General features: G+C 42.7%; 23 protein-coding genes and 1 tRNA gene. 9 read left to right on the plus strand and 15 right to left on the minus strand.

All coding sequences use genetic code 11. The features are described from left to right. Positions 1-7 precede the first annotated feature (7 nt). From NRF22_RS00810 to NRF22_RS00820, 3 genes are read left to right on the plus strand one after another with little or no spacing between them, the layout of a single operon-like run. Entirely contained in the window at positions 8-1684 is a 1677-nt protein-coding gene (locus NRF22_RS00810; protein ID WP_263778732.1) for a polysaccharide biosynthesis protein, read from the plus strand. 6 nt (positions 1685-1690) lie between these two features. Next, positions 1691-3109, plus strand: coding sequence for a dipeptidase PepV (gene pepV / locus NRF22_RS00815; RefSeq protein WP_263778733.1), 1419 nt, complete (start codon positions 1691-1693; stop codon positions 3107-3109). A 9-nt stretch (positions 3110-3118) separates the two neighbouring features. Continuing rightward, on the plus strand, positions 3119-3955 hold the full coding sequence (locus NRF22_RS00820; RefSeq protein WP_263778734.1) for an undecaprenyl-diphosphate phosphatase: 837 nt from the start codon (positions 3119-3121) through the stop codon (positions 3953-3955). A 59-nt stretch (positions 3956-4014) separates the two neighbouring features. Here NRF22_RS00820 and NRF22_RS00825 read toward each other — a convergent pair whose 3' ends face one another. After that, on the minus strand, positions 4015-4680 hold the full coding sequence (locus NRF22_RS00825; RefSeq protein WP_028291697.1) for a deoxynucleoside kinase: 666 nt from the start codon (positions 4678-4680) through the stop codon (positions 4015-4017). A gap of 154 nt (positions 4681-4834) precedes the next feature. Continuing rightward, the gene (gene mscL / locus NRF22_RS00830) at positions 4835-5221 is read right to left on the minus strand and encodes a large-conductance mechanosensitive channel protein MscL (protein WP_263778736.1); all 387 of its coding nucleotides are present in this window, start codon (positions 5219-5221) and stop codon (positions 4835-4837) included. A gap of 97 nt (positions 5222-5318) precedes the next feature. Here mscL and NRF22_RS00835 point away from each other — a divergent pair. Next, positions 5319-5402 (plus strand) — tRNA-Leu (locus NRF22_RS00835). 109 nt (positions 5403-5511) lie between these two features. On the opposite strand, the gene NRF22_RS00840 is transcribed toward NRF22_RS00835, so the two are convergent. Beyond that, on the minus strand, positions 5512-5799 hold the full coding sequence (locus NRF22_RS00840) for a hypothetical protein (RefSeq protein ID WP_263778737.1): 288 nt from the start codon (positions 5797-5799) through the stop codon (positions 5512-5514). A 351-nt stretch (positions 5800-6150) separates the two neighbouring features. On the opposite strand from NRF22_RS00840, the gene NRF22_RS00845 reads away from it, so the two are divergent. Then, positions 6151-6624, plus strand: coding sequence for an S-ribosylhomocysteine lyase (locus NRF22_RS00845; protein ID WP_263778738.1), 474 nt, complete (start codon positions 6151-6153; stop codon positions 6622-6624). A 32-nt stretch (positions 6625-6656) separates the two neighbouring features. Here NRF22_RS00845 and NRF22_RS00850 read toward each other — a convergent pair whose 3' ends face one another. Further along, positions 6657-6917, minus strand: a complete 261-nt coding sequence (locus NRF22_RS00850) for a hypothetical protein (RefSeq protein WP_263778739.1) — start codon at positions 6915-6917, stop codon at positions 6657-6659. Between the two features lie 218 nt (positions 6918-7135). On the opposite strand from NRF22_RS00850, the gene NRF22_RS00855 reads away from it, so the two are divergent. Further along, positions 7136-8089 carry a DMT family transporter gene (locus NRF22_RS00855; protein ID WP_263778740.1) on the plus strand — a complete coding sequence of 318 codons (954 nt, stop codon included), beginning with the start codon at positions 7136-7138 and terminating at the stop codon, positions 8087-8089. Positions 8090-8164: 75 nt separating this feature from the next. Then, positions 8165-9055 (plus strand): AEC family transporter, encoded by an 891-nt coding sequence (locus NRF22_RS00860; protein WP_263778741.1) that lies wholly within the window; start codon positions 8165-8167, stop codon positions 9053-9055. Positions 9056-9104: 49 nt separating this feature from the next. Here the strand turns inward: NRF22_RS00860 and NRF22_RS00865 are convergent, their stop codons facing one another. From NRF22_RS00865 to NRF22_RS00890, 6 genes are all read right to left on the minus strand, one after another. Then, on the minus strand, positions 9105-9590 hold the full coding sequence (locus NRF22_RS00865) for a glutathione peroxidase (RefSeq protein ID WP_263778742.1): 486 nt from the start codon (positions 9588-9590) through the stop codon (positions 9105-9107). Positions 9591-9711: 121 nt separating this feature from the next. Continuing rightward, positions 9712-11139 carry a nicotinate phosphoribosyltransferase gene (locus NRF22_RS00870; protein WP_263778744.1) on the minus strand — a complete coding sequence of 476 codons (1428 nt, stop codon included), beginning with the start codon at positions 11137-11139 and terminating at the stop codon, positions 9712-9714. 133 nt (positions 11140-11272) lie between these two features. Beyond that, entirely contained in the window at positions 11273-11737 is a 465-nt protein-coding gene (locus NRF22_RS00875; RefSeq protein ID WP_263778745.1) for a nucleoside 2-deoxyribosyltransferase, read from the minus strand. A 70-nt stretch (positions 11738-11807) separates the two neighbouring features. Next, complete coding sequence (locus NRF22_RS00880) at positions 11808-12458, minus strand: TetR/AcrR family transcriptional regulator (RefSeq protein ID WP_263778747.1); 651 nt, start codon at positions 12456-12458, stop codon at positions 11808-11810. 1 nt (position 12459) lies between these two features. After that, positions 12460-13575, minus strand: a complete 1116-nt coding sequence (locus tag NRF22_RS00885) for an ABC transporter permease (protein WP_263778748.1) — start codon at positions 13573-13575, stop codon at positions 12460-12462. Next, positions 13572-14312: an ABC transporter ATP-binding protein gene (locus NRF22_RS00890; RefSeq protein WP_263778750.1), complete on the minus strand. Its 741-nt coding sequence runs from the start codon at positions 14310-14312 to the stop codon at positions 13572-13574. The genes NRF22_RS00885 and NRF22_RS00890 overlap by 4 nt, the downstream gene beginning before the upstream one ends. A 184-nt stretch (positions 14313-14496) precedes the next feature. Here NRF22_RS00890 and arcA point away from each other — a divergent pair, with 184 nt between their 5' ends. Beyond that, the gene (gene arcA / locus NRF22_RS00895; RefSeq protein ID WP_263779260.1) at positions 14497-15735 is read left to right on the plus strand and encodes an arginine deiminase; all 1239 of its coding nucleotides are present in this window, start codon (positions 14497-14499) and stop codon (positions 15733-15735) included. Positions 15736-15797: 62 nt separating this feature from the next. Here arcA and gndA read toward each other — a convergent pair whose 3' ends face one another. From gndA to NRF22_RS00920, 5 genes are all read right to left on the minus strand, one after another. Continuing rightward, positions 15798-17231, minus strand: a complete 1434-nt coding sequence (gene gndA / locus NRF22_RS00900; RefSeq protein WP_263778751.1) for an NADP-dependent phosphogluconate dehydrogenase — start codon at positions 17229-17231, stop codon at positions 15798-15800. A gap of 136 nt (positions 17232-17367) precedes the next feature. Then, positions 17368-19341, minus strand: a complete 1974-nt coding sequence (locus NRF22_RS00905; protein ID WP_263778753.1) for a DUF2207 domain-containing protein — start codon at positions 19339-19341, stop codon at positions 17368-17370. Next, positions 19338-19910 carry a LemA family protein gene (locus tag NRF22_RS00910; protein WP_263778754.1) on the minus strand — a complete coding sequence of 191 codons (573 nt, stop codon included), beginning with the start codon at positions 19908-19910 and terminating at the stop codon, positions 19338-19340. Before NRF22_RS00910 ends, NRF22_RS00905 begins: the two co-directional genes overlap by 4 nt. Positions 19911-19943: 33 nt before the next feature. After that, positions 19944-21125, minus strand: a complete 1182-nt coding sequence (locus tag NRF22_RS00915; RefSeq protein ID WP_263778755.1) for a pyridoxal phosphate-dependent aminotransferase — start codon at positions 21123-21125, stop codon at positions 19944-19946. Beyond that, on the minus strand, positions 21118-22299 hold the full coding sequence (locus NRF22_RS00920) for an aminotransferase class I/II-fold pyridoxal phosphate-dependent enzyme (protein ID WP_263778756.1): 1182 nt from the start codon (positions 22297-22299) through the stop codon (positions 21118-21120). Before NRF22_RS00920 ends, NRF22_RS00915 begins: the two co-directional genes overlap by 8 nt. Positions 22300-22355: 56 nt before the next feature. Between NRF22_RS00920 and NRF22_RS00925 the strand changes: the two genes are divergently transcribed. After that, positions 22356-23492, plus strand: a complete 1137-nt coding sequence (locus tag NRF22_RS00925) for an AAA family ATPase (RefSeq protein ID WP_263778757.1) — start codon at positions 22356-22358, stop codon at positions 23490-23492. Positions 23493-23536: the final 44 nt, after the last annotated feature.

Consider the following 23536-nt stretch of genomic DNA (forward strand, 5'->3'; position numbering starts at 1 on the left):
TAGTAGAATGGAAACAGCTGTTCTTTTGGAAAATATGGAAAAACAATCACATGAGTCTTCAACACCTCATGCTGGCAATTTAGAAAAACAATTGGTTGCGGGGTCGGCTTGGCTGAGTTTTGGCAATTTGTTTTCGCGTATCTTAGGTGCGCTGTATATCATTCCTTGGACAATGATTATCGGCCGATATTCTACAGAGGCTAATGGCTTGTTTAATATGGGCTATACGATCTATGCACTCTTTTTGATGATCTCGACAGCCGGAATTCCGACAGCAATCAGCAATTTAGTGGCGCACTACAACGCCATTTCAGAAGCGCAAACATCTTTAAGGCTGCTTTGGCAAGGCTTAAAAGTGGCACTGCTGACAGGTATTCTGTCAGCTTTGATTTTGGGTTTTTTGGCGCCGATCCTAGCTGCTGGGCATCAATCTTTGGCACCGGTATTATGGTCTTTGGTTCCGGCTGTGTTTGTTTTTCCGATTATGTCCATGTTCCGCGGCTTTTTTCAAGGGAATCAAATGATGAAGGAGTCCGCTATTAGCCAGATTATCGAGCAGTTAGCCCGGATTGTTTATATGCTGGTTGGCACTTTTGCTGTCATGCGCGTGAACGCTGACAACTGGCGAGGGGCTGTGATACAGTCTACGTTCGCCGCCTTTGTGGGCGCTTTGCTGGGGCTCTTATATCTTTTATATGCTTTTTCACTTCACCGCAACCAATTTATTTTGCAGGCCAAGCAGTCGCTTAAAAAGATTCACATTAAGGCTGGCAGGCTGATCCTACATATTCTCAAACAATCGATTCCCTTTGTTATTGTGGCTTCGGCGGTCACTTTTTATCAATTAATTGATCAATATACTTTTTTTGTAGCTATGAACCGTTTCTTCAGCTTTTCTGACCAAGAATTAATTGTGCAGTTTGCACGTTTTAATGCGAATGCGAATAAACTGGTGCTGATCATTGTGCCCATCGCTGGGGCAATTGCTGAAACAAGTCTGCCTATGCTTTCTAATGCTTATGCCAATCGGGATGTGCCGAGCGTTCGCAAACAGATCAAAAATATTTATCGCTTGTTTTATGTCGCGATGTTTCTCAGTGCCTTTGGTCTTTATGCCGTAGCATTGCCTATGTATACTCTTTTTTACGGAACGAGCGACCCAAATCTACAAGCGGGGGTCGGCCTTTTGCGAGTGAATGCCGTCGTTGCGATTTTTTATGGTTTTTTTACAGTTCTTGCTTTTATTATCCAAGGCTTGAATCATTCTAGAATAGCGGTGAGGTCGCTGCTTTACGGCCTTATTTTGAAGATTGCTTTCCAATTGCCGATGATCTTTTTGCTGCAGGCTACTGGCGCAATGCTAAGTACTTTAATTGGTTTTGTTTTCAGCTGCTGTTATTTGTCTTTGACTATCAAACGATTTTATCAGGTTGATGTCACAGACACACAGGATGATTTATTCAAAACAGTTCTCATTGCGATAGCAGTTTTGGTTACTGCTTGGCTAGTTGTTGCGGGACTTGAGAGTTTTCTCCCACTGACCAGATTCGCTCAGATCATTATTCTGATTCCATCGGTTGGAGCAGGCGGCGCAGTTGGTATCTGGCTGCTGGTCAAATTAAAAGTTGCCGATGATTTATTACAGCGTTTTATCCCGGCACGTTTTTTTAAAGAAAGGAATTAACTTGATATGACTAATTGGAAAGAAGCCGTGCAGGCCAATCAGACTCAACTGATTGCTGATTTAAAAGACTTGATTGCTGTTGTTTCTGTCAGAGATGACAGTCGGGCAGCCGATGGTGCACCATTAGGTCCTGGACCGCGTGACGGCCTGCTTAAATTTGGCGAGTTTGCAAAACGTGATGGTTTTGAATTTCATAATTTGGCTAATTTGGTCGGGTATGTTGAATACGCACCTGAATCGGCTGACGATCAATATATTGCACTTTTGGCCCATGTTGATGAAATGCCTGCCGGAGACGGCTGGACAACGGATGCTTTCACTGCTGTAGAAAAGCAGGGCCGCCTCTATGGCCGCGGCAGTTCAGATGATAAAGGCCCAGCTTTGGCTGCCTATCACGCGCTAAAAACAGTTCGCGACCTTGCATTGCCTCTCAAACATAAAGTCCGCTTTATTTTGGGCACTGACGAAGAAAACGACTGGGCCTGCATGGATTATTATTTTAAGCACGAACCAGCGCCTTTGCTAGATTTTTCGCCCGATGCTGAGTTTCCAATCATTAATGGTGAAAAAGGGCTGGCACAGTATGAAATTCATTTTCAAGGCAGTAATGCTGGAGACGTTCGTCTGCTAAAGTTTCAGGCCGGTGAACGGACAAATATGGTACCTGGAAAGGCGATTGCGACTATTCAGACCGCAGCCCCATCAAAAGTATCGCAGGATTTTCAAATTTTCTTATCACAGCACGCTGTCTTGAGCGGACAAGCTGCTATTGACGGGCAGCAGATCAGTTTGACGGTTAATGGTAAGCAGGCACACGGTGCTTGGCCTGAAGATGGTGAAAACGCCGGTACTTATCTAGCAGATTTCTTAAGCCAATATAGTTTCAAAGAAAGTGCTGCTGCTTTTTTGTCTTATCTAGGCGGTATTGCCCATCAAGATCCAAAGGGCAGCCAATTAGGTATTGCGTCTCATGATGATTTGATGGGTGATTTATCGATGAATGTCGGCATTATGCGTTTTCAGCAAGATGCCGACAGTTACATCAATCTCAATGTCCGTTTTCCAAAAAGCACCAGCAATGCGGCGATTTTGAAAGGACTCAATTCGACTCGGCCCGTGGGCATTTCGGCAGAATTTGCCAATAAGGGTTTTGCTCAAGCGCCGCATTATGTACCTGCTGATGATCCAATGGTTAAAAGCCTGCTGCGTATTTATGAAGAACAGACGGGTCAAAAAGGACACGAACAGGTAATCGGCGGTGGTACATACGGCCGTTTGATGAAACGTGGCGTCGGTTACGGTGCTCTGTTTCCGCAAAGAGAATCGACCATGCACCAAGCGAACGAGTATATTGAAATAGATGATTTAAAACTGGCTGATTCGATTTATGCGCAAGCCATTTATGAGTTGGCTAACCTGGATTAAGGAGAGAACATGTTATTTGAGATTTTAAAAGCGATTATTTTAGGAATCGTTGAAGGTGTCACAGAGTTTTTGCCGATTTCTTCGACTGGCCATTTAATTCTCGTTGATGAATTTGTGAAGCTTTCTTCTGATAAAGCTTTCACCACGACTTTTGAATATGTGATTCAGTTAGGTGCCATTATTGCGGTTGTTCTGCTTTATTGGCGTCGACTCTGGCCGTTTGGAAGCGATAAGACTGAAAAACAGCGTTTTAATATCTGGGCAACTTGGGTCAAAGTGGTCGTGGGTGTGATTCCTTCGGTTGTTATTGGTTTTTTGCTGAATGACTGGATGGATCAGCATTTGATGACTTGGCAAGTTGTTTCGGCAGCTCTGATTTTTTATGGTATTGCCTTTATTCTGATTGAAAATTTCCAAAAGAATCGCAAGCCGCGTGTTAGCACTGTTGGGCATTTAACATTAGGCGACGTCATCAAGATTGGTTTGTTTCAGGTACTAAGTATCATACCAGGTACTTCGCGTTCCGGGGCCACGATATTAGGGGGCTTGTCTATCGGTGTTTCTCGTGAGGCGGCGGCGGAATTTTCTTTCTTTCTATCAATTCCAACAATGTTAGGTGTTTCAGTTCTGAAGATTGGCTCTTATCTGCATGATCATGGTATGTTTTCTGGTGAACAAATTGCTGTATTGCTTATAGGCATGGTTGTGTCATTTGTCATCGCCTACGTAGTCATTAAATGGTTGCTGAAATTCATTCAAACGCATGATTTTAAGGCATTTGGCTGGTACCGAATCATATTGGGCGTCGTGGTGGTTATTTTCGGTTTTCTGGGTGTTATTCACTAAAGCATTTTTATTGAAAATTAATCAGCAATTAAAAAACAGCCTTAACAGGCTGTTTTTGTTTAGGCAATTTTTATACTCGCGCCGTGATTCCCACCGCGAATTTCTGCTAATTTATCATCGATCATTGAAAGAACGACTTCTTGATTCTTTGGGTCTTCTAAGTTCCAGCGCTGGAGATCAACGCGCATTTTTGGTGACTTATCGAAATCATCAAACCATTGTTTATAGGCAGCCCACATTTTGTGGTAGTAATCGCGCAAAGACGGATTGTTTTCGAATTGCTCGTAAGGGCGTGCACGTTTTTTAATACGATACAAAATTGTGTCGAAATCTGTGTCGGCATAAACCATTAAATCCGGCGCTTTCTTTTTTAATCCCTGCAATTCGGACATCATATTGTCTAGCAGCTCATTGTAAACAGACATTTCCTGATCAGAAATATTGCCATCTAAATGATTTTGCTCGGTGAATAGGGCATCTTCGTAAATAGAACGATCTAAGACATTGTTATCATCCGCTAAGGCGGACTTAATCATACTAAAGCGCCGATTCAAAAAATAAATCTGTAAAAGAAAACCGTATTGTTTCGGATCGGAATAATAAAGAGGCAGCACGGGGTTGTCAGCCACCGGTTCGTAAAAAGGCTTTGTGCCCAAATGGTCGGAAATCAATTTTGTTAAAGTCGTTTTTCCAACACCAATCATCCCTGCTGTTATTATCACCATATCTCCCCGCTTTCAGTTTTTTCTTATTTAATTTATCATCTAGGCGAACATAAAAGGGTGGATAAGTCTGTGGATTTATCCACGCACTTAATTTTGCAATATACAAAAAGCGCTATAACAGCGCTTGAAAAATGTTACAAGTTTTATACAGTGTTTATGCCTTGTTCGCACCTTGATTGCTTTTCTTCAATTCATTACGAATTTCAGTTAGCAGCTTTAATTGGGGATCTTCTTTGACAGCTTCTTTAGTATTTTTCTTGAAGAACTTGTTGATTGCTTTAATGATCAAGAAAATCACAAGTCCAACAATGACAAAATTAATAATGTCGTTCAGTACCTGGCCATATCTGAACACAGCAGAACCGATCGAAAACTTCAAAGCAGACAGGTCAACAGCGCCAGAAAAAATCGCGATAATCGGTCCAATTAAATTATCTACAATCGATTTAACAATTGCAGTAAAAGCGGCTCCCATAACAACGCCAACCGCTAAATCGATTGCATTGCCGCGAATAATGAACTCTTTAAACTCTTTTAACATCGATTTCTCCTAAAAAATTAAATTTACTTGAAAATCATAGCAAAAAAATTGAATTTTTGTCCTTTTTTTTGCGATAATAAGGAAGTCGCGTATTAATGCCCCGATGGCGGAATTGGCAGACGCGCAGCGTTCAGGTCGCTGTGAGAGCAATCTCGTGCAGGTTCGACTCCTGTTCGGGGCATACATCGACAAACGCTGTATTGATGAAAATTAATACAGTGTTTTTTTTACTTATAATTGCACGAATATTGCTAGCACCGTATCTATCGGTGTTTTGCTGAATTGACTCATTATTTGTCGCTCTCATCGTCATCTGTGGGTGTAACATCTTTTGGTGCTTGCTCAGAACCGAAAGTCTCCTCATAATCAGTCGAGGAAGGTCGTTGATGGCGGGAAAAGTAGGCCCAAATGTAAATTACAAGACCAGTCATCACAAACAGCCACCATAAGCGCAGGACCAAAATAAGCAGGAAAATAATGATAGCTGCAGTATCAATATAGATGTTGTAGGGTTTAGCATATTTTTCAGAGAGAAAAAGAATCAGCAGCAGAATTAAAAAACTAATGATTATTGACATTTTTGTCCTCCTTATTAAGGATACATGGTCGTTGCGTTCAGTGCTTAACTTTCAGTTTATGCTGTCTTAATCTTCTTTTAATCTGCCGCATGAATAATCAAAAGTGTTCCAAGGGCGGATTGCAATTTAATCGCTCTTGGAACAACCCTCCCTTTAAAATATTGAATCCCCCTGAAACAAGCTGAAAAAACTTTCTTAAAAATATATAAATTTTAATCCCAAATCAAAGCAGCGATGAAACGCTGTTTTTTTATGTGTCGATTAACTTCTTTTTTTCAGAGGTCAACAGTCCTAAGGGTGTTCTTTAGCGGTCAAGATTGTATAATGGCATTAACTGTATTGGAGGTTTTTATGGCAGAAGTTGAAAGTTTTACATTGGATCATACAAAAGTCAAAGCACCATATGTGCGTTTGATCACTGAAGAAAAAGGACCAAATGGCGGTACGGTTGCCAATTATGATTTGCGCTTGGTACAGCCAAATGAAACAGCTATTGAAACAGCTGGTATCCACACTTTGGAACACTTATTTGCTGATTTAATGCGTAACCGCTTGGACGGCATTATTGATATTTCACCCTTTGGCTGCCGCACGGGATTTCATATGATTTCCTGGTACACTTATTCGACCGAAGAGGTAGCTAAAGCACTTAAATCGACGCTTCAGGAAATTGTCGATAAGATCAAGTTTTCTGATATTCAAGGCGTTAGTGCTAAGACCTGCGGCAATTACAAGGATCATTCGCTGCATAGCGCCAAAGAATGGTCTAAGATCATTTTGAGTCAAGGCATTTCCTCTGATCCCTTTGTTAGAAAAGTTGTTTAAGATAAATGCCAGCCCTGTCGATGTACGGGGCTTTATTTTGTCTTATTTTTAGCTTGTTTTTGCAAGCGATGTAGTTTTGAAACGAGTTCTGGTACACCATATTTTTCAATCGAGTCCGCGTACTTGAGCATACAGGCCTCTTGAGAAAAATCCGGGAAGTAGTTGCTCTTTAAGTCCTGATCCGGATAACGATTTGCAAATAGCTCGATCAGATTATAATAAGCAATCTGTTTAGCTGGATCAGAGGCATCGTAAACAACTTTTCCTATTGAATTGATAATTTTTGCACCCATAATCTAGTTCCATTGTAAAAAGCCTATATTGAAAAAGAGTTAAAGGCAGGTTACTCAAACGTGAAAAAATTCGCCATTTTGCCTTGATTTTGTCATATGCTGAGGGAACAGGGATTTTTTGCAATATAAATGTAAATTGCTTAACAAAGGCTGTAAGTGCTAGAATTACAACTGTTTTTCACAAACTTTTATATCACGGAGAAAATGGAGATCAACTTTTGTTTGCAATCATAATTGGACTATCTATCGGTGTCGGCCTGCCCATCCAGACCGCAATTAATTCACGTCTCAGGGCTTTACTAGCATCACCACTACTTTCGTCAATGATTTCATTTACTATTGGGGCGGCATTTTTACTGATTGTCAGCTGGCTTGTCTCAGGGGCTATCGGTATTAATTTATCTCTAGCGGCTAACCAGCCATTTTGGATTTGGACCGGCGGCATTTTTGGCGTTATTTTCCTGACTGGCAACATTCTATTGTTTCCGAAATTGGGCAGTGTCCAGACTGTCATCATGCCGATTGTCGGACAGATTATCATGAGTATGCTGATCGATAATTTTGGCTGGTTTTTTTCGCCTAAACATACTTTAGGTTTTTTACGGGTCGTTGGTGCACTTTTATTGCTTGCCGGCGTTTTTCTAGCTGTGGCGGCGCGGGATTTGCTTGCCAGCAGAAAGGCAACCGACCTGCAGCAGGACAGATTGCCATCCAGTGAACGCTTGTTGCGGTGGCTTTGGCGGGTTAGCGGGATTGTTATTGGCATGTTCAGTGCCACCCAAACAGCCATAAACGGCCACCTGGGAATTATTTTGCATTCTCCAATAAAATCAGCACTAGTCTCTTTTGTTGTCGGTACAGTGGTACTTTGGCTGCTTGTACTGATTGTTGAGCATGGCTATCATTTGTCTGCTGCCGGTCATAAAAAAGCACCCTGGTGGATTTGGATCGGCGGCTTGGTCGGTGCTTTATTTGTCTTGGGAAACGCCTATCTGGTACCTTTGATCGGGACCGGCCTGACTGTGGTTGTGGTATTGTTGGGGCAGATTGCCGGCAGCATGCTTGTCGATCAATTCGGCTGGTTTGGCGCCAAGAAAAATCCGGTTGACTTGGCACAAATTGCTGGTATCGTTTTGATGATTGCCGGTGTCGCTTTGATTAAGCTTTTTTAGGAAATGGCGTAGGATGAATTCTGAGGTTGGATAGGTAAGGGACTGGATTTGATCATTATATTATTTAGAGAAAGCATGGAGCTGATCATTTTTATGCTGTTCGGCTTCTTGCTTCTCAAACTTGGGTGGATTAAAAAAATACATATTAATGGATTATCAGGCTTGCTGACGAAATTATCTCTGCCATGCGCAATACTCATGAGCTGTCAGATGCCCTTTAGTTGGCAAACGGCACAGATCATTGGCGAGTCGGCCGTTATTAGCTTGCTGTTTATGATTGTGACACTATTGTTAGCGTTGCTGATGCCGAAAATTTTCAGAATCAAAGCTGATCTGAAAAATATTTGGGTTGGATGCTGTACTTTTTCAAATATTCTGTTTATCGGTATCCCGATTATTGGCAGTTTGTACGGGCATGTGGGCCTGATTGTGTTGGTGACCTATAACGCGTTTTCAAATCTATTTCTATTTTCTTTGGGTATCAAACTATATTCATCCGTCTCCAAGTTCGAGTGGCGGTCCTTCTTGCTGACACCGGCCATTGCGGCCTCCATCCTGGGATTTCTGCTCTTTTTTGCCCGTATCCGCATTGCATCCCCAATTAGCGATTCTCTGAGCAACTTAGGTAATATGACGGCACCGCTTTCGATGCTGATTACGGGCGCCTTATTTGCGCAAACAGATTTTAAGCACTTATTCAAACGACTCGATCTCTATGAGTTTTGCCTCACTCGTCTGGTGATTCTGCCCTTGGTACTTGTGCCGCTTTTAAAATTAGGCATCCAAAATCAAATTATTCTCGGTGTGATGGTGATTGCAGCTGCCATGCCGGCTGGTGCTATTAATACAGCTTTAGCCGAATTATATTCGGGACAGGGAAGGCGTGCTTCGGAATATGTCGTGAGTTCAACGCTGCTCAGTATGCTGACGATTCCGCTAGTCGCCTGGGTCAGTTTGTTTGCATAAAAAAAGCATCTCCGAAAATCATGTTGGATTTGGAAATGCTGTTCATGCGTTAGACTGCTTTAGCTTTAAGCAAAGCTTCGATATCAGGTACCATTTTCTCAGGATTTGTCTCTGGTGCATAGCGCTTAACGGGATTGCCTTGTGCATCGACCAAAAACTTCGTGAAATTCCACTTAATCATTTTGCCGGCCGGAGCTGGTGCATTGTCCTTAAGGAATGTAAAGAGTGGCAATGTGTTTTTTCCGTTAACTGAAATAATTTCGTGCATAGGAAAACTCACACCGTAAGTTGTTCGGCAGATCTGAGCTGCTTCTTGACTTGAGTCAACCTCTTGTTTGAATTGGTTGGAAGGGAAACCTAAGACCATCAAACCTTGATCCTTATATTTTTCGTAGATTGCTTCTAAATCATTGAACTGTGGTGCAAAGCCGCATTTTGTGGCCGTGTTGACAATGACGAGGATCTTGTCTTTATACTTATCGAGCTTGTAGGATTCGCCATTTTCTAACGTCACTTCATAATCGTAAATCGACATATATTCTCCTTTGAATCAATCCGATGGATTGATGGCGTCAATGATTGAATTTATTCAATACGCTGCGCTAAAGAATAGTTTACTACTTTGTGAATTTTTCTTTTTCACTCTGCAGGCAGAATTAATCGATGCCGATCAGCCGATCTTGCAGTTGCGCAAGTTCTTCTGAAATATAGACCGGATACTTATTGGGGTTGGATAGCCGCTTACTCTCTTCAGGAAGCTCTTTTAACGCTGCTTGACACGCGGCCTGAATTTCTTTGACGGTTGGGGAAGTATAAACGGGTTTTCCTTGGTCAAAGATAGTTGTTTGCAACGCTTTGAAATCAAAATCGCGCAAGGAACTGTGCTGTCTAGTGTCTAGTGGATCAGCCGAACGGACTGAAATCTGACTATTGGCAGTTATTTCTTCATCTGCGAGTGTAATCACATCTGCAAAAGCCTCGTGAGTCTGTTTGTTGTATAAGCGATAAACTTTTTTTAAGCCCGGCAGCGTTACTTTTTCGCGGCTGTCGCTAATCTTGATCTTTGGAACCAGATGGCCATCATGGACAACCGCGACTAATTTATAGACACCGCTTAATACTGGATCGCTGGCGCTCGTAATCAGTTTTTCACCAATACCGAAGTTATCAATCGGTGCTTTTTCGTTTAACAGCAGGGACTGAATGGTTGTCTCGTCTAAGGCGTTGGAGGCTGTGATCTTGGCTTTTTTAAAACCCGCATCATCTAATTTTTGTCTGGCTATTTTAGCTAAATGGGCAATGTCGCCGGAATCTATGCGAATACCAATCGGTTGGTGGCCTTGCTTGACTAGATCACCAAAGACTTTAATGGCATTCGGCACACCGGAATTGATGACATCATAGGTATCTACGAGTAGGGCACAATTGTCCGGATAAAGTTCAGCCCATTTTTCAAAAGCAGCTAATTCGCTAGGAAAGGCTTCGATCCAGCTGTGAGCCATCGTGCCGGCTGATGGTACATCAAATAACTTAGCTGTCAGCAGGTTGGAGGTGCTGGCACAGCCGCCAATAATGGCTGCCCTGGCGCCATAAGTCGCAGACATTGGTCCTTGAGCCCGACGTGCACCGAATTCCATGATGGGACGGCCTTGAGCTGCATAAGTTATTCGACGCGCTTTGGTTGCGATCAGTGATTCATGGTTAATGATGCTTAATAAGAGTGTTTCAAAAAGCTGAACCTGGATCAGCGGGCCTCTGACCGTCAGAATCGGTTCTCTTGGAAAAATTGGTGTGCCTTCGGGAACGGCAGACATTTCGCCGCTAAAATGGAAATCTTTCAGAAATGACAGAAATTCCTCAGTGAAGAGATGCAAGCTGTCCAGATACGTCAGATCTGTTTCGTCAAAATGAAAATCGGCGACCGCGTCGATCACTTGTGCCAATCCGGCCGTCACGACAAAACTACCATTATCCGGTACGCGGCGATAAAAGATATCGAAAATGCCTTCTTCATCGGGAATTGTCTGCTGATAGCCGTTAGCCATCGATAATTCATAAAGATCAGTAACCATTGACAAATTCATATAATTAGCCTCTTTCACAAGTTATTTGATTCAAGTAATAATATATTATAAGTTGCTTCACAGATTCAAAATTTTTAAAACTTATAAAAAAGCATACCGGCGATTAAGAGTCGTGGCATGCTTGTTTGAAAAATTAATAAACAGGACCGTAATATGGCTGGTAAACAACATTATTAAAATCGAAATCTTTCAGCTGGCTGATTGTGATGACTTTCGTGACACCCATTGCCGGCATCAGATTAACGGCTTCATTTTCGCCATCCGGCACCACAAGAACAACTGCTTTATGGATGGCATAGGCGTAACCCAATTCCCAAGCAATACCTTCGTCAGCTTCATTGGGCAGATACATTGCGACAACCAAGTCGCTGGTATTAATACCGTTGACATCACCGTTGAAAGTACCCATTTGCCATTCACTGTCGTTAAGCAGTTCTGGGTGTTCTGTCACTGACAATCCCTTATATTGATGATCTAAGGGGTAGTAGGACTGTGCCCAGTTAATTGACTCGTTTTCCTTGATCAGGCTGATGCCTTTGTTCATGTTCTCGACTTGTGTGTCGGTGAACCAAGAACAGGCGAAATAAACTTTTTTCATGCAGATAACCCTTTCGTTTCAAGTTTGCAAATTTTATTATACTACCCGGCTAGCGGCCTTTGAGGTGATTTTATGAATTGGATAAAGCTTTACTGAGGAAAATCACCAAATAACGCGTCTCGCTGGCAAGATCAATTTTGCTGCTGGGGAATAACATCATCCTAATTGCAACCGTAAAGATACTGGCAGCGATCAGCGAAAGAATACGATGCGCCGGCCAATCGACGAGCTGTTTTTTTGCTTGCAGGATACGTATTGGTTTTTCAGCCTGAACAATAATTGTATCGATGAATTTTTCTTTTAACAGCGCAAGCATCTGCGGATCAGTTAATACTTGTGTGAATATAATTTTCAATACTTTGTGGTTTGCCTGAATGAAGGTGAGGCGGTCTAAGACTACAATATTGAGAAGCTGTTCTAGGTCATCGTAATCGCGATTTAAATTTTGGCCGGCAAATTCTTGGACTGCTCGAGGGAAAACTTCTGTCAGAATCGGTGTCAGCACTGCTGCTAATAAATCTTGCTTGCTTTTAAAACGCCGATAGACAGTACCTTGGGCAACGTGAGCCTTCGCTGCAATTTCGGCAGTGCTGGTTTTATCAAAACCTTTTTCGGCAAACAAATCCAAGCTGGCTTTAAGAATCTGCTGCTGTTTCTCCGGCAAATCCTGCATCTGCAGTAAGACTTGGTCGAAAATTGTTTGCAAATCGTTTTCCGGCATTTTAGACCCTCCGATAACGGCGCATGCCCACAATATTCAGAGCAATGAAGATAACGGCAAATAAGCAGAGAATAGCCAATGATTGCCAGATATCGCCTAACTGCCAATTTTTCTCGATGACATTTGTCAGTGCCGAAGCACCATAGTAAAGCGGCATAATATGGGCAATTGCTTGGAGCCAGCCAGCCATATGGTCGACGGGGATTAGACCGGAGAAGAAGACTTGCGGGACAACGATCAGTGGAATGAATTGAATCATCTGAAATTCACTGCTTGCAAATGTCGAAACAAAAATACCCATGGCCAAAGCAATCAGAGCCAGCAGCAAATCAATGAGAATGACCAGCCAGAGAGCACCGAGAATCTCGACTTTTAATACTGAAATGACATAAAACACAATGAGCAGCGTCTGCAGACAGGCGAAGAGGCCATAGCCGATCAGATAGCCGACAATAATTTGACTGCGGCGAATTGGTGTGGCCAGCAAACGATCCAATGTTCCTGAAGTTCTTTCAGTTAAAAGTGAAATACCTGAGATTAGAAAGACAAAAAAGAAAACGAAGAATCCCATAAAAACAGGTAAGAAGCTTTGAAAGAAAGTTGAATTGCGGCTTCCGTACAGATAATTGCTTTTGGTTTTGTATTGCTGGGGCGATGCTTGCTTAGTGGCGGACATTTTTCCAGGGAGAAGCTGGCTTTGAGCCTTGGCCTGCTGAATCAGTTTGGTTAGGTGGGCGACCAAAATTTTAGTATTGGCCACTTGCAAGGATTGTCTAACTACGGCAGTTTGCGAAAGATCACTATTTGAATAGGTCACAGTCAACTGATGACCGGATTGATTGATAAAGGCAGACAGGTTATTTTGTTTGATTAAATCCTTAACCGAACGTCCGCTGGCGTAATGGCGCAGCTTGATATTTTTATTCTGTACAGCTCTTAAAAGAGTCTTATCCAGATTTTCATAGCCTACTTGAGTTTGATTATCTGAATTCGTTTTAAACAAGAAAAACATGAGTGTCAATATGAACAAAGGTGCTAAAAACATTAAAGCGATCGTGCGTTTATCGTGACGCATTTCTAAAATGACGCGACTAACAATTGCCAACACTGCTTTCATTTCTGACTCTCCTTATTCTGTTCGCCTGCTGCCAAAAAGACGGCCTCGATGCTGTTGACGTGGTATAACTGCTTTAATTCCTGTGGTGTGCCGGCAGTGATGACGCGGCCTTCACGAATTAAAGCCAAATAATCACAGCGTTCGGCATCAGACATAATATGCGTCGTAATAATGATTGATTTGCCTTGCTTTTTCAGGTGATTTAATTCCTGCCAAATTTGCAGGCTCAATGCCGGATCAATACCTACAGTCGGTTCGTCTAAAATTAATAATTGCGGATCGGCTAATAAGGCAATTGCTAACGACAAACGGCGTTTCATACCACCGGAATAATTGCTGACACGCTTTTTTAAATCATGGGTGAGATTGACAATGCCGGCGGCGTAATCAATTGACTGTAACAATTCTTGTCCTTTCAAAGACAATAAACGGCCGAAGAAAAGCATGTTCTCCAAACCGCTCAAATTATTGTATAAAGCGTCTGATTGAGCCATGTAACCGATTTTTGCTAAAATAGGGCGATTTGGCATTGACTGACTCAGCACTTTGATTTGACCGGAATCAATGGCCGTCATACCCATAATCGCTTTGATTAAAGTCGTTTTGCCAGCACCTGAAGGGCCGATTAAGCCCATTAGCTGTCCCGGGTGTAGCTGGATGCCAGCATCTTTTAGTAAGACCTGACTTTTGATTGTTTTATAAACGTGGCTCGCGTCAACACTGATCATCTGTGTCATACTAATACTCACTTTCTTTGAAAATGTGAGTGACCACTCACTCACATAGAATTGTAGCACGAACAGATGACAATGCCAAAAATTAGACCAATCGTCAAACCAGTTGATTGTTTTCTCGGATAAGGGATGTTTACAGAGTAGGATTAAATATGTTTAGCAGGTCATTAAAAGGGAGAGATAGAATATCATGCCGGCAATTCACGTATTTTCGGAAATTGGCAAGCTAAAGCGCGTCATTGTGCATCGGCCAGGCCGGGAGGTCGAAAATTTGACTCCGGCAATCATGAAGAGACTGCTGTTTGATGATATTCCTTACCTGCCGATTGCACAAAAAGAACACGATGCATTGGTCGGAATTTTGCAGGAAAACGGTGCTGAGGTTCTATATCTGGAGCAGTTAACTAGTCAAGCCATTGCAGCTGGTCAAATTAAAGCAGCCTTCCTAGAAAAAAATCTTCAGGAGGCTGGTCAAGCTTCAGGAACGATTCACGACGCCTTAAAAGAATATCTGTTAAGTCTGGATACTGATCGCATGGTCAGTAAATTGATTGAGGGTGTTCGAAAAAATGAGCTGGACGTTAAAGCAAATGATTTAGTGAGTGCCGTTGATGACCCTGATTATCCCTTTTACATCGATCCGCTGCCGAGTATGTATTTCACGCGTGATCCGCAAGCGTCCATCGGTAAGGGGATCACAATTAACCGTATGACTTTTGCTGCACGCCAGCGCGAATCAATGTTTATGGAAACTGTCACCAAATATCATCCGAGTTTTGCTAAGAAGGACTTTTCAGTCTGGCGGAATCGTGATCATCAAACACATATCGAGGGTGGAGATGAACTCATTTTGTCAAACCATGTTCTTGCAATCGGTATTTCTCAAAGGACTTGTGCTGCGGCAATTCAAGATGTAGCCAAAAAATTGTTTATTAATAGCAGCCAATCACATTTCGATACTGTGATTGCCATCAAAATTCCAGAAAACCGCGCCATGATGCATCTAGATACGGTTTTAACAATGGTTAATTTTGACCAGTTTACGGTTCACCCCGGTATTTTAGATGCCGGCGGCAAAATAGACACCTGGACCATGCATCCAGCTGATAACGCACAGGGCTTAACGATTAGTTATAGCCAAGACTTGGAAAGTGTTTTAAAAAATGCCTTGGGAGTTTCAGAACTTGATTTGATTCCAACAGGGGCTGGTGATTTAATCACGGCACCGCGAGAACAGTGGACGGATGGCTCAAATACTTTAGCAATTGCACCAGGAATTGTGGTCACTTATGATCGCAATTATGTATCAAACGCACTTTTACAGCAGCATGGAATTAAAGTGATTGAGACAGCTTCGAGTGAATTATCTCGTGGTCGTGGCGGTCCGCGTTGTATGACGATGCCCTTGATCCGCGATGATATTTAATTATTAAAAAAAACGGCCCCATAAGGAGACCGTTTTTATTTTGCTTAATGGTTATTGACGAATTAAGCTTCAGCATACCAAGGATAATGGAATGACTGATCAAAAGGTTTGTCAACACGCTGATAAGTATGAGCACCAAAGTAGTCACGCTGAGCCTGCAAGAGGTTAGCTGGTAAAACTTCAGAACGGTAAGAATCAAAGTAAGTGATCGCTGCAGACATCGAAGGCACGGGAACACCAGCTTTAACGGCCAATGCAACGACGTCACGAACGGCATCCTGATACTTGTTGGCAATATCTTTGAAGTAATCATCCAAGAGCAAGTTGTCCAAGTCAGGCTTCTTGTCATAAGCATCCGTGATATTCTGCAAGAATGCAGCACGGATGATGCAGCCGGCACGCCAGATTTGAGCTAACTTACCATAATCAAAGTCCCAGTCGTACTGTTTAGCAGCAAAACGCAATTGTTCAAAGCCTTGCGCATAGGACATGATCTTTGAGAAGAACAGAGCCTTGCGGATTTCCTCGATCAATTCTTTTTTGTCAGCTGGCAGTTCGACCTTTTTGTCTGGGCCATTGAGAACTTTAGAGGCTGCGACACGTTCGTCTTTCATCATTGAGATGTAGCGAGCATAGACAGCTTCAGTGATAACAGATTGTGGTACTTGAACTTCTAGGGCATCGCCAGAAGACCAACGGCCCGTTCCTTTATTGTTACCACGATCCAGAATCATATCAACAATTGGCTTGCCGGATCCAAGATCATCTTTACGAGTCAAAATATCAGCAGTAATTTCAATCAAGTATGAATTCAATTCGCCTTTATTCCACTCTTTGAAAATATCAGCTGTTTCATCAACAGACAGACCAAGAACATGACGGAGAATGTTGTAGCTTTCGTCGATGATTTCCTCATCGCCGTATTCAATACCGTTATGTACCATCTTGACGTAATGTCCGGCACCATTTTCACCACAGAAGGTAACGCATGGCTTGCCATCTTGTGTGGCTTTAGCAGCAATTTGTTCGAAGATTGGGCGAACTAATTCATAGGCTTCTTTTTGTCCACCGGGCATCAACGATGGTCCCTGCAGAGCGCCAAGTTCACCACCGGAAACACCAGTTCCGATAAAGTTAATTCCTGAATCTGCTAAACGTGCATTTCTTGCGATTGTATCTTTGAAGAAAGTATTTCCGCCATCAATCAAGATGTCACCCTTATCCAAAATTGGGATCAATTCATCGATAACAGCATCAGTACCAGCGCCAGCCTTAACCATTAACATGATTCGACGTGGTTTTGCGATTGATTTAACGAAATCTTCAATCGTGTAAGAAGGGATTAATTTCTTTTCTGAATGCTTTGCCATAACATCGTCCGTTTTTGCGCGGGAACGATTAAAAATAGCTACGGTATAACCGCGGCTTTCAACATTTAATGCCAGGTTGCGGCCCATTACGGCCATCCCAACAACACCAAAATCTGCTTGAGTCATAAAATTCCTTTCAATTTAGAAATTGTGAAAATTTTTTGATAGCTTTTTCACAACTACGTTTTTAATTATATCTCAAAAAAAATACTAGGTCACAGAGATTATGAATCTTCGATCAGAATCCCTCAGCATCAGGCAATTAGAAGGCACCGCCTCCGCCTCCGCCTCCTCCGCCGGAAAATCCGCCGCCAGATGAGAAGCCGCCTCCGCCACCGGTCCAGTTGCCGCCATTTGAGATATTACTCGGTGTTGGTGCTGAGCTGCTGACGAAATTATTATCAACTTGCCACATTGGGAAATAATAGTAGGCAAATAACAGCGGTGTCACTGACGACTTGATTTCGTCGGCAGCTAAATTGCTTCGAAGGTATTTGGCTACTCGCTCGGCCTCATCGAAAACCACCGCATAAGCTAGGATGCGGTCCCAGATAGCAACGTCTTGAATCTGCCTAGCATCAAAATGTCCGATATCGTGCAGCATCGTTTTAAATCCATCCCAGCGGTATTTTTCTTGGAAACCATCGCTTGTATAATACAAACTTGGTGCTTGTCGGAAAACAAGATAAATAGCTGCTGCAATTACGAGATAGGCTGCCACAAAGAGAAAGAAATAGGCACTTTGCAATATGAAGCCCGCAACTACCAAAGCCGTGATGCCTAAAAGTGAAGCTAGAATATAAAGAGCCTGTGCTGAATTCTGTCGACTCTTGGCCATATCTGTCTGTTCTGGATCGACAATCGAAAACTTATCTGCTTCCTGACTAATTTGATTAACGAAGCTTGGCAATTTGCGACGAATCTTTTTATTGACTTTAGATTGGGCATTTTTCAATTGGTTTGCATCAAAAGCTGCATTCTCTTCATCGAAAAAAGTAGCAAGAAGGGTGTCTTCAAATGGTTTTACGTCATTCTTATTGGCCAGATTGAAGAGAATATGTTTGGAGTTGAGTTTGCTGGCTGAGTTAATCTTGACATTTTTACGCGCGATCAAGTCCATGAAGGTTGCCGATAACAGTTTGCCCTTATCGTGATCACTTTTAGAAAAATCATCTGGTGAAAGCCGGGCAGCGATCACAGCTGGTCCAAGATCATTAGGAATGTCGAAATCATGTACGATTGGCCGGTCAACCCCGGCAGCAGCTTGGGCAAGTTTATAATCCTTTTTTAATCGTATATTGGTTCGGATGAGTTTAATTGCGGCCAACAGCAGCAGAACCGGTGCCAGAAGGAGACTCAAAGCCAATACGATGCCGCTTCTGACATGAGAACGAAAGGTAATGGCACTCTCTTGTTTAAGAATTTCTGAGGCGCGATTATTGTTTTTATGCAGAGGCGGAAGCTGTGTCACGGCCTTATTCCAGTAACTATGAATTTCCAGCCGTCTATTTGCAGGTATTAGGGGCGAGCTCACTAAAACACGGCCTTGCTTAGGCTTTACATCGACTCTGCCGTTCACACCAGCTGGTGTGTGGACCCAAGCTCTCAGTGTTTTTGCGCGGCCGGGTAACTGCACCTGCATTGAGAAGTTGCGAATATCAGCTTGCCAATTTGAGATAGGCAGCCAATTTAGTTCATCAATTTTTGAATTAGCGGCGATTAGGTTTGTAAAACGCCAAGCCAGACGTACACGGATTTCCTGTCCTGGCAGAACGTGATCAAAAAGCTTGACCTGCAGAGATTTTGCCGCTGCTGATCCCGCTTGTGCACCGTCAGGGTTGCTAATCAGCTGGGCATAGAAAGGATCCTGCTCGAATCCGCTGCTCTTGCCATCGATGGTCCAATAGCCGTTAGCAGGATGTAATGCCTGCCAGCTACTATTTGAGGCATTGAAGACTTCGAGAGAAATTAAGGTGATGGAAAAACCTTTTTCATTTTTCGCATTGGCCAATTGATTAATAAAGACGCCATTATGCTCGCCATCAAAACGATAAGTCAGCTCTTGCGAAAAATCAGCAATATTATCATTTTTGTGGATAGCCAGCTTGGATTGATAGCGGCTAATCTCATAATCTGCTGCCGAAGCTTTGTGATTAACGAGAACACCAGACAAAAAAACCGTTGCGAAAACGGTCAATAACAACAACAGCTTTTGATAAATCGTTTTTTTAGTCATGATTTGAAATCAACTTTAGGAACTGCCTTTTCATTTTCAGGTGTTTGTAAAAGTTCAAAGGACTTGAAATTAAAGGATTGTGCAACCAGATTTGCTGGAAACTGCTGAATGCTGGTGTTGAAATTGGCTGACATCGAATTAAACAATTGTCTCGTATAAGAGATTTTATCTTCGGTGTTAGACAATTCATTCATGAGTTGCGTGAAGTTGCTGTTTGCTTTCAAATCGGGATAAGCTTCCGCAACGGCCATTAAGCGGCCCAAAGCATTTGTCAAACCATCAGAGGCTGACAATTTATCATTTAGACTGGCTTGCTGGTCTAAAGTAGCTTGGCTTAAATTTCGTGCACGGGTCACGTCTTCAAGAACAGTTTTTTCATGGGACGCGTAGCCCTTGACCGTTTCAACCAAGTTGGGAATTAAGTCGTTTCGCCGTTTTAACTGGACGTCAATCGCTGAGCTGGACTCAAGAACGTTATTTTTACCTTTTACAAGACCGTTGTATGTCAGGATCGTATAAAGGATGACCAGCAGCAAAAGTACCAGGATGACAATTAACCAAATAGGCATAAGAAAGAACCTCCTAACAATAATTTTAACATGTTATGCCAGTTTTTTGAGATAGGCAGATAAGCGGCTGATGGCCGTATCAAGGTCTTGATCGGCACCAGCACATGAAATGCGCACATAAGCTTTAGCAGTATCCGAGAAAATAGAGCCTGGAAATATCTGAACACCGGCTTTTTGTGCGAGCTCAACACAAAATGGAAAGGCGTCATCGCCGAATTTGTCTGGTATCTTAGCCCATACATAGAATGCGCCAGTCGGAATATCAGCTTGAAAACCAAGATCTGTCAATGCATGAGCGACTTTACTGACACGTGTTAGATAACGGCTTCTTGTTTTTATACCTGCATCCGGGTCCAAGGTCAGTGCTGCTGCTGCTGCCTCTTGAATCGGTGTCGCAACACAAGTGACAAGTGTATCCTGTATTTTTCTCATCGCTGTCATGACAGCGCCGTGTGCAATGACAAAACCTAAGCGGTAACCGGTCATTGAATGAGATTTGGAAAGACCCGTAATCAGGATGGTACGTTCAGGGATGATGGCATAAAGAGAATGGTGTGAGCCTTTAAAGGTCTGTTCAGCATAAATTTCATCACTGAGAACCCAAAGATTCAGTTTCTCAAATACATGTGCCAACGCAGTCAATTCATCCAAACTGTAACTAACGCCAGTCGGATTATTGGGGTAATTGACGATGATCGCGATGACTTTAATCCCTTGAGTGACAGCCTGATCATAAGTCTGCTGAATTAATTCCGGCGTTAACTTGAAATTGCTTGCGGCTGTGTCGACAGGTACTTTTTGGCCGCCAGCCAACAGAACTGAATTTGAATATTGTGAATATTCCGGTTCAACAATCATGACGCCATCGTGTGGATTCACAATAGCCATTAAAGCTAAGTTAATACTTTCAGCTGCACCGACTGTGACTAAAATATCATCCGGCCCTTGGATACCGCAAGCATATTTATCGTTGTAAAAATGGCAGGCAGCTTGACGCAAAGGCAGGATACCTTGGTCATCTGCATAGTGAGAATGATCGGCATCGATTGATTGCTTGAAGGCTTCTTTGGTTGTTTGGCCAACCGCAAAATCGGGGTCGCCAAAACCGAGGTCGATTAAATTCTTGACCGGTCCGACTTTATCCAAAAAATCCAGCATGGGATCGTGGGGAATACTCGCTACCAATCGGCTGAGTGGATTTAATTCATTAGACATAGTCAACACCTTCTTGAATATAATTTGTCATTCTCTGCAATGCTTCATCTAAGTCGGCATCCGAACTGGCATAAGAAATTCGGACATAGTTTTTTGCGTTTTTACTAAAGGCTTCTCCCGGTAATACAGCGACTTTTGCCTGATTGGCTAAACGGACTGCAAAATCATATCCATCATTTCCAAAAGCAGCTGGAATTTTTGCAAATACATAAAAAGCACCTTGCGGGTTGACTGGCTCAAAACCAAGTAGCTTTAACTGTTTAACCAAGCGGTCTCGTCGTTTTCTGTAAGCTTTTAATGCATATTCAGGCACATCTTCGCCAACTGTCAAAGCTGCAAAGGCAGCATCCTGGCTCAAAGTGGAAACAGCAAACGCTAGCGCTTCGTGAACTGTCAGCATTTTTTTAATCAAGGCTGCATCGCCAAAGATAAAACCGATTCGATATCCTGTCATGGCATGGGATTTTGAAAGACCGGTCAATAGAATTGTCTGATCCGGCAGCATTCTATAAAGAGAACTATGCTGCCCCGAGTAAGTCAGTGCTGCATAAATTTCATCTGAAATAACCCAAATTCGGTGTTTTTTCAAGGTGTCGGCAATGGCAGATAACTCAGATTCAGAATAGGTGACACCAGTCGGGTTATTTGGATAATTGATCAAGATGGCTTTAACAGGAACAGTGGCCTGGTCGATTGCTCTTTCGATAGACGCAGGTGTGATTTTGAAATTATCTGGAGCCGTGTCCAAGGCTACTTTCACGCCGCCAGCCAAGGCTAGGCTGGTAGAATAGGGCGAATAGCTTGGTTCGGGAATAATCACACCATCGCCGCGCTCCAAAATCGTCATGAAGACAACGTTAATCCCTTCGCTGACGCCTTGTGTGACCAGAACCTGGTCAATTCCGCCTAAATGGATGTCGAAATGGCGGTTAAAGTATGACACAGCTGCGCGTCTGAGATTGGTTTCTCCTTGTGAATTGGCATAGTGACTGCGGTCATGATCAATTGATACTTTTGCGACAGCTTTGATGCGGTCATCAACAGCAAAACCGGGTTCTCCAAAAGTTAATTGAATTAAATCCTCAATATCACGAATTTTGGCTTGGAAGTCCAAGATTGGATCACGTTTCAATTGATCAACGGTTTTATTGAGTGGAAGTATGAAGTTAGACATATTTTTATTATACGTATGACAAGCTGAAACTCGTGTTCGATGTTAGAATAATTGGGATGAATTATGTCACGAATCTAAAAAAAGAAGATCTTTCCGGTGATCGGATCGGTGTTTTTTTTGGCACTTTTGCGCCTTTGCATGTTGGCCATCAGGCTGAGATTTACAAAGCAGCCGCACTAAATGACGGCGTTTTGGTGGTAACTTCCGGTTATACTGGCGATCGAGGTGAAAAAATCGGGCTACCGCTTCGCAAACGTTTTCGATATCTGCGCCAGGCCTTTGCTGATGAATGGCAGATTAAAGTTGACTATCTCAATGAAGATCATATGCCAAAAATGCCCAACGGCTGGGATGTTTGGCTGGCAAAGCTGATCGCCATTGTAAAACGGAATATCGTTAATAAGGACGCAAAAATTATTTTTTATACTGGTGAACAGGATTATAAAGACGAGATTGAAAAACGTTTGGGGGATGACCCGCAATACAGTGTTTCGCTGATGGACCGTACCATTCTAAACATCTCTGCTACAAAAATCCGTCAGGATCCCTTGAAATATTGGGATTTCATTAATCGTGTCTTTCGTCGGCACTTCGTACAAAAAGTGGTCGTCATGGGCGGTGCCAATTCAGGAAAATCAACCTTGATCAGACGTTTGGCACGGTCAGCGAACTCGCCATTTTCTAATGACTTTGCCGAAATTTACCAAGAAGCCTCAAATGTGGCTGATTCCGAAATGGATATCAAAGATTACCTCAATATCATCCAAGGTCAATATCAAGCTAATTCAACGGAAATTAATTCCCCAGCCAACAACGGCTTGGCCATTTTTAATGGTGATGCCATTAGTTTGCAAGCCTATTCGAATTTGCTGCTAGACGAAGGCGAGCGCGAGCAGTTGAAGCATTTGTATAATACAACTATTTCTGCTGAAGAAATTGACCTCATTTTGGTGATTCCGCCATTCAGCGATCAAAGACGAACGATCATCCGGGCAACTGGCGAGGCTGTTGATCCGATTAGATATCACCGCGAATTATTGCGTCTAATTAATCAATACGGTTTTACCGACAAATTGGTTGTTTTGGATGCTAAAAATCAGCCCAATGATCCAGCTGGGTATTATGCGCGTTATTTGCAGGCTTTGGATGCAATTCAAGCCTACACAGGTTTTGATATTGAACACCGTCGTTGATTTTTACCCGGTTTCTCTTTAAAAACCGTTACAATGGTCACAGT

It is taken from the genome of Oenococcus kitaharae (assembly GCF_025758695.1).
In the GTDB taxonomy this organism is placed as follows: domain Bacteria; phylum Bacillota; class Bacilli; order Lactobacillales; family Lactobacillaceae; genus Oenococcus; species Oenococcus kitaharae_A.

Coding starts and splice junctions, on each gene's coding strand:
- NRF22_RS00810 (WP_263778732.1), top strand. CDS start 8: ATGGAAACAGCTGTTCTTTTGGAAAATATGGAAAAACAATCACATGAG.
- pepV (WP_263778733.1), top strand. CDS start 1,691: ATGACTAATTGGAAAGAAGCCGTGCAGGCCAATCAGACTCAACTGATT.
- NRF22_RS00820 (WP_263778734.1), top strand. CDS start 3,119: ATGTTATTTGAGATTTTAAAAGCGATTATTTTAGGAATCGTTGAAGGT.
- NRF22_RS00825 (WP_028291697.1), bottom strand. CDS start 4,680: ATGGTGATAATAACAGCAGGGATGATTGGTGTTGGAAAAACGACTTTA.
- mscL (WP_263778736.1), bottom strand. CDS start 5,221: ATGTTAAAAGAGTTTAAAGAGTTCATTATTCGCGGCAATGCAATCGAT.
- NRF22_RS00840 (WP_263778737.1), bottom strand. CDS start 5,799: ATGTCAATAATCATTAGTTTTTTAATTCTGCTGCTGATTCTTTTTCTC.
- NRF22_RS00845 (WP_263778738.1), top strand. CDS start 6,151: ATGGCAGAAGTTGAAAGTTTTACATTGGATCATACAAAAGTCAAAGCA.
- NRF22_RS00850 (WP_263778739.1), bottom strand. CDS start 6,917: ATGGGTGCAAAAATTATCAATTCAATAGGAAAAGTTGTTTACGATGCC.
- NRF22_RS00860 (WP_263778741.1), top strand. CDS start 8,165: ATGGAGCTGATCATTTTTATGCTGTTCGGCTTCTTGCTTCTCAAACTT.
- NRF22_RS00865 (WP_263778742.1), bottom strand. CDS start 9,590: ATGTCGATTTACGATTATGAAGTGACGTTAGAAAATGGCGAATCCTAC.
- NRF22_RS00870 (WP_263778744.1), bottom strand. CDS start 11,139: ATGAATTTGTCAATGGTTACTGATCTTTATGAATTATCGATGGCTAAC.
- NRF22_RS00875 (WP_263778745.1), bottom strand. CDS start 11,737: ATGAAAAAAGTTTATTTCGCCTGTTCTTGGTTCACCGACACACAAGTC.
- NRF22_RS00880 (WP_263778747.1), bottom strand. CDS start 12,458: ATGCCGGAAAACGATTTGCAAACAATTTTCGACCAAGTCTTACTGCAG.
- NRF22_RS00885 (WP_263778748.1), bottom strand. CDS start 13,575: ATGAAAGCAGTGTTGGCAATTGTTAGTCGCGTCATTTTAGAAATGCGT.
- NRF22_RS00890 (WP_263778750.1), bottom strand. CDS start 14,312: ATGACACAGATGATCAGTGTTGACGCGAGCCACGTTTATAAAACAATC.
- gndA (WP_263778751.1), bottom strand. CDS start 17,231: ATGACTCAAGCAGATTTTGGTGTTGTTGGGATGGCCGTAATGGGCCGC.
- NRF22_RS00905 (WP_263778753.1), bottom strand. CDS start 19,341: ATGACTAAAAAAACGATTTATCAAAAGCTGTTGTTGTTATTGACCGTT.
- NRF22_RS00910 (WP_263778754.1), bottom strand. CDS start 19,910: ATGCCTATTTGGTTAATTGTCATCCTGGTACTTTTGCTGCTGGTCATC.
- NRF22_RS00915 (WP_263778755.1), bottom strand. CDS start 21,125: ATGTCTAATGAATTAAATCCACTCAGCCGATTGGTAGCGAGTATTCCC.
- NRF22_RS00920 (WP_263778756.1), bottom strand. CDS start 22,299: ATGTCTAACTTCATACTTCCACTCAATAAAACCGTTGATCAATTGAAA.
- NRF22_RS00925 (WP_263778757.1), top strand. CDS start 22,356: ATGAATTATGTCACGAATCTAAAAAAAGAAGATCTTTCCGGTGATCGG.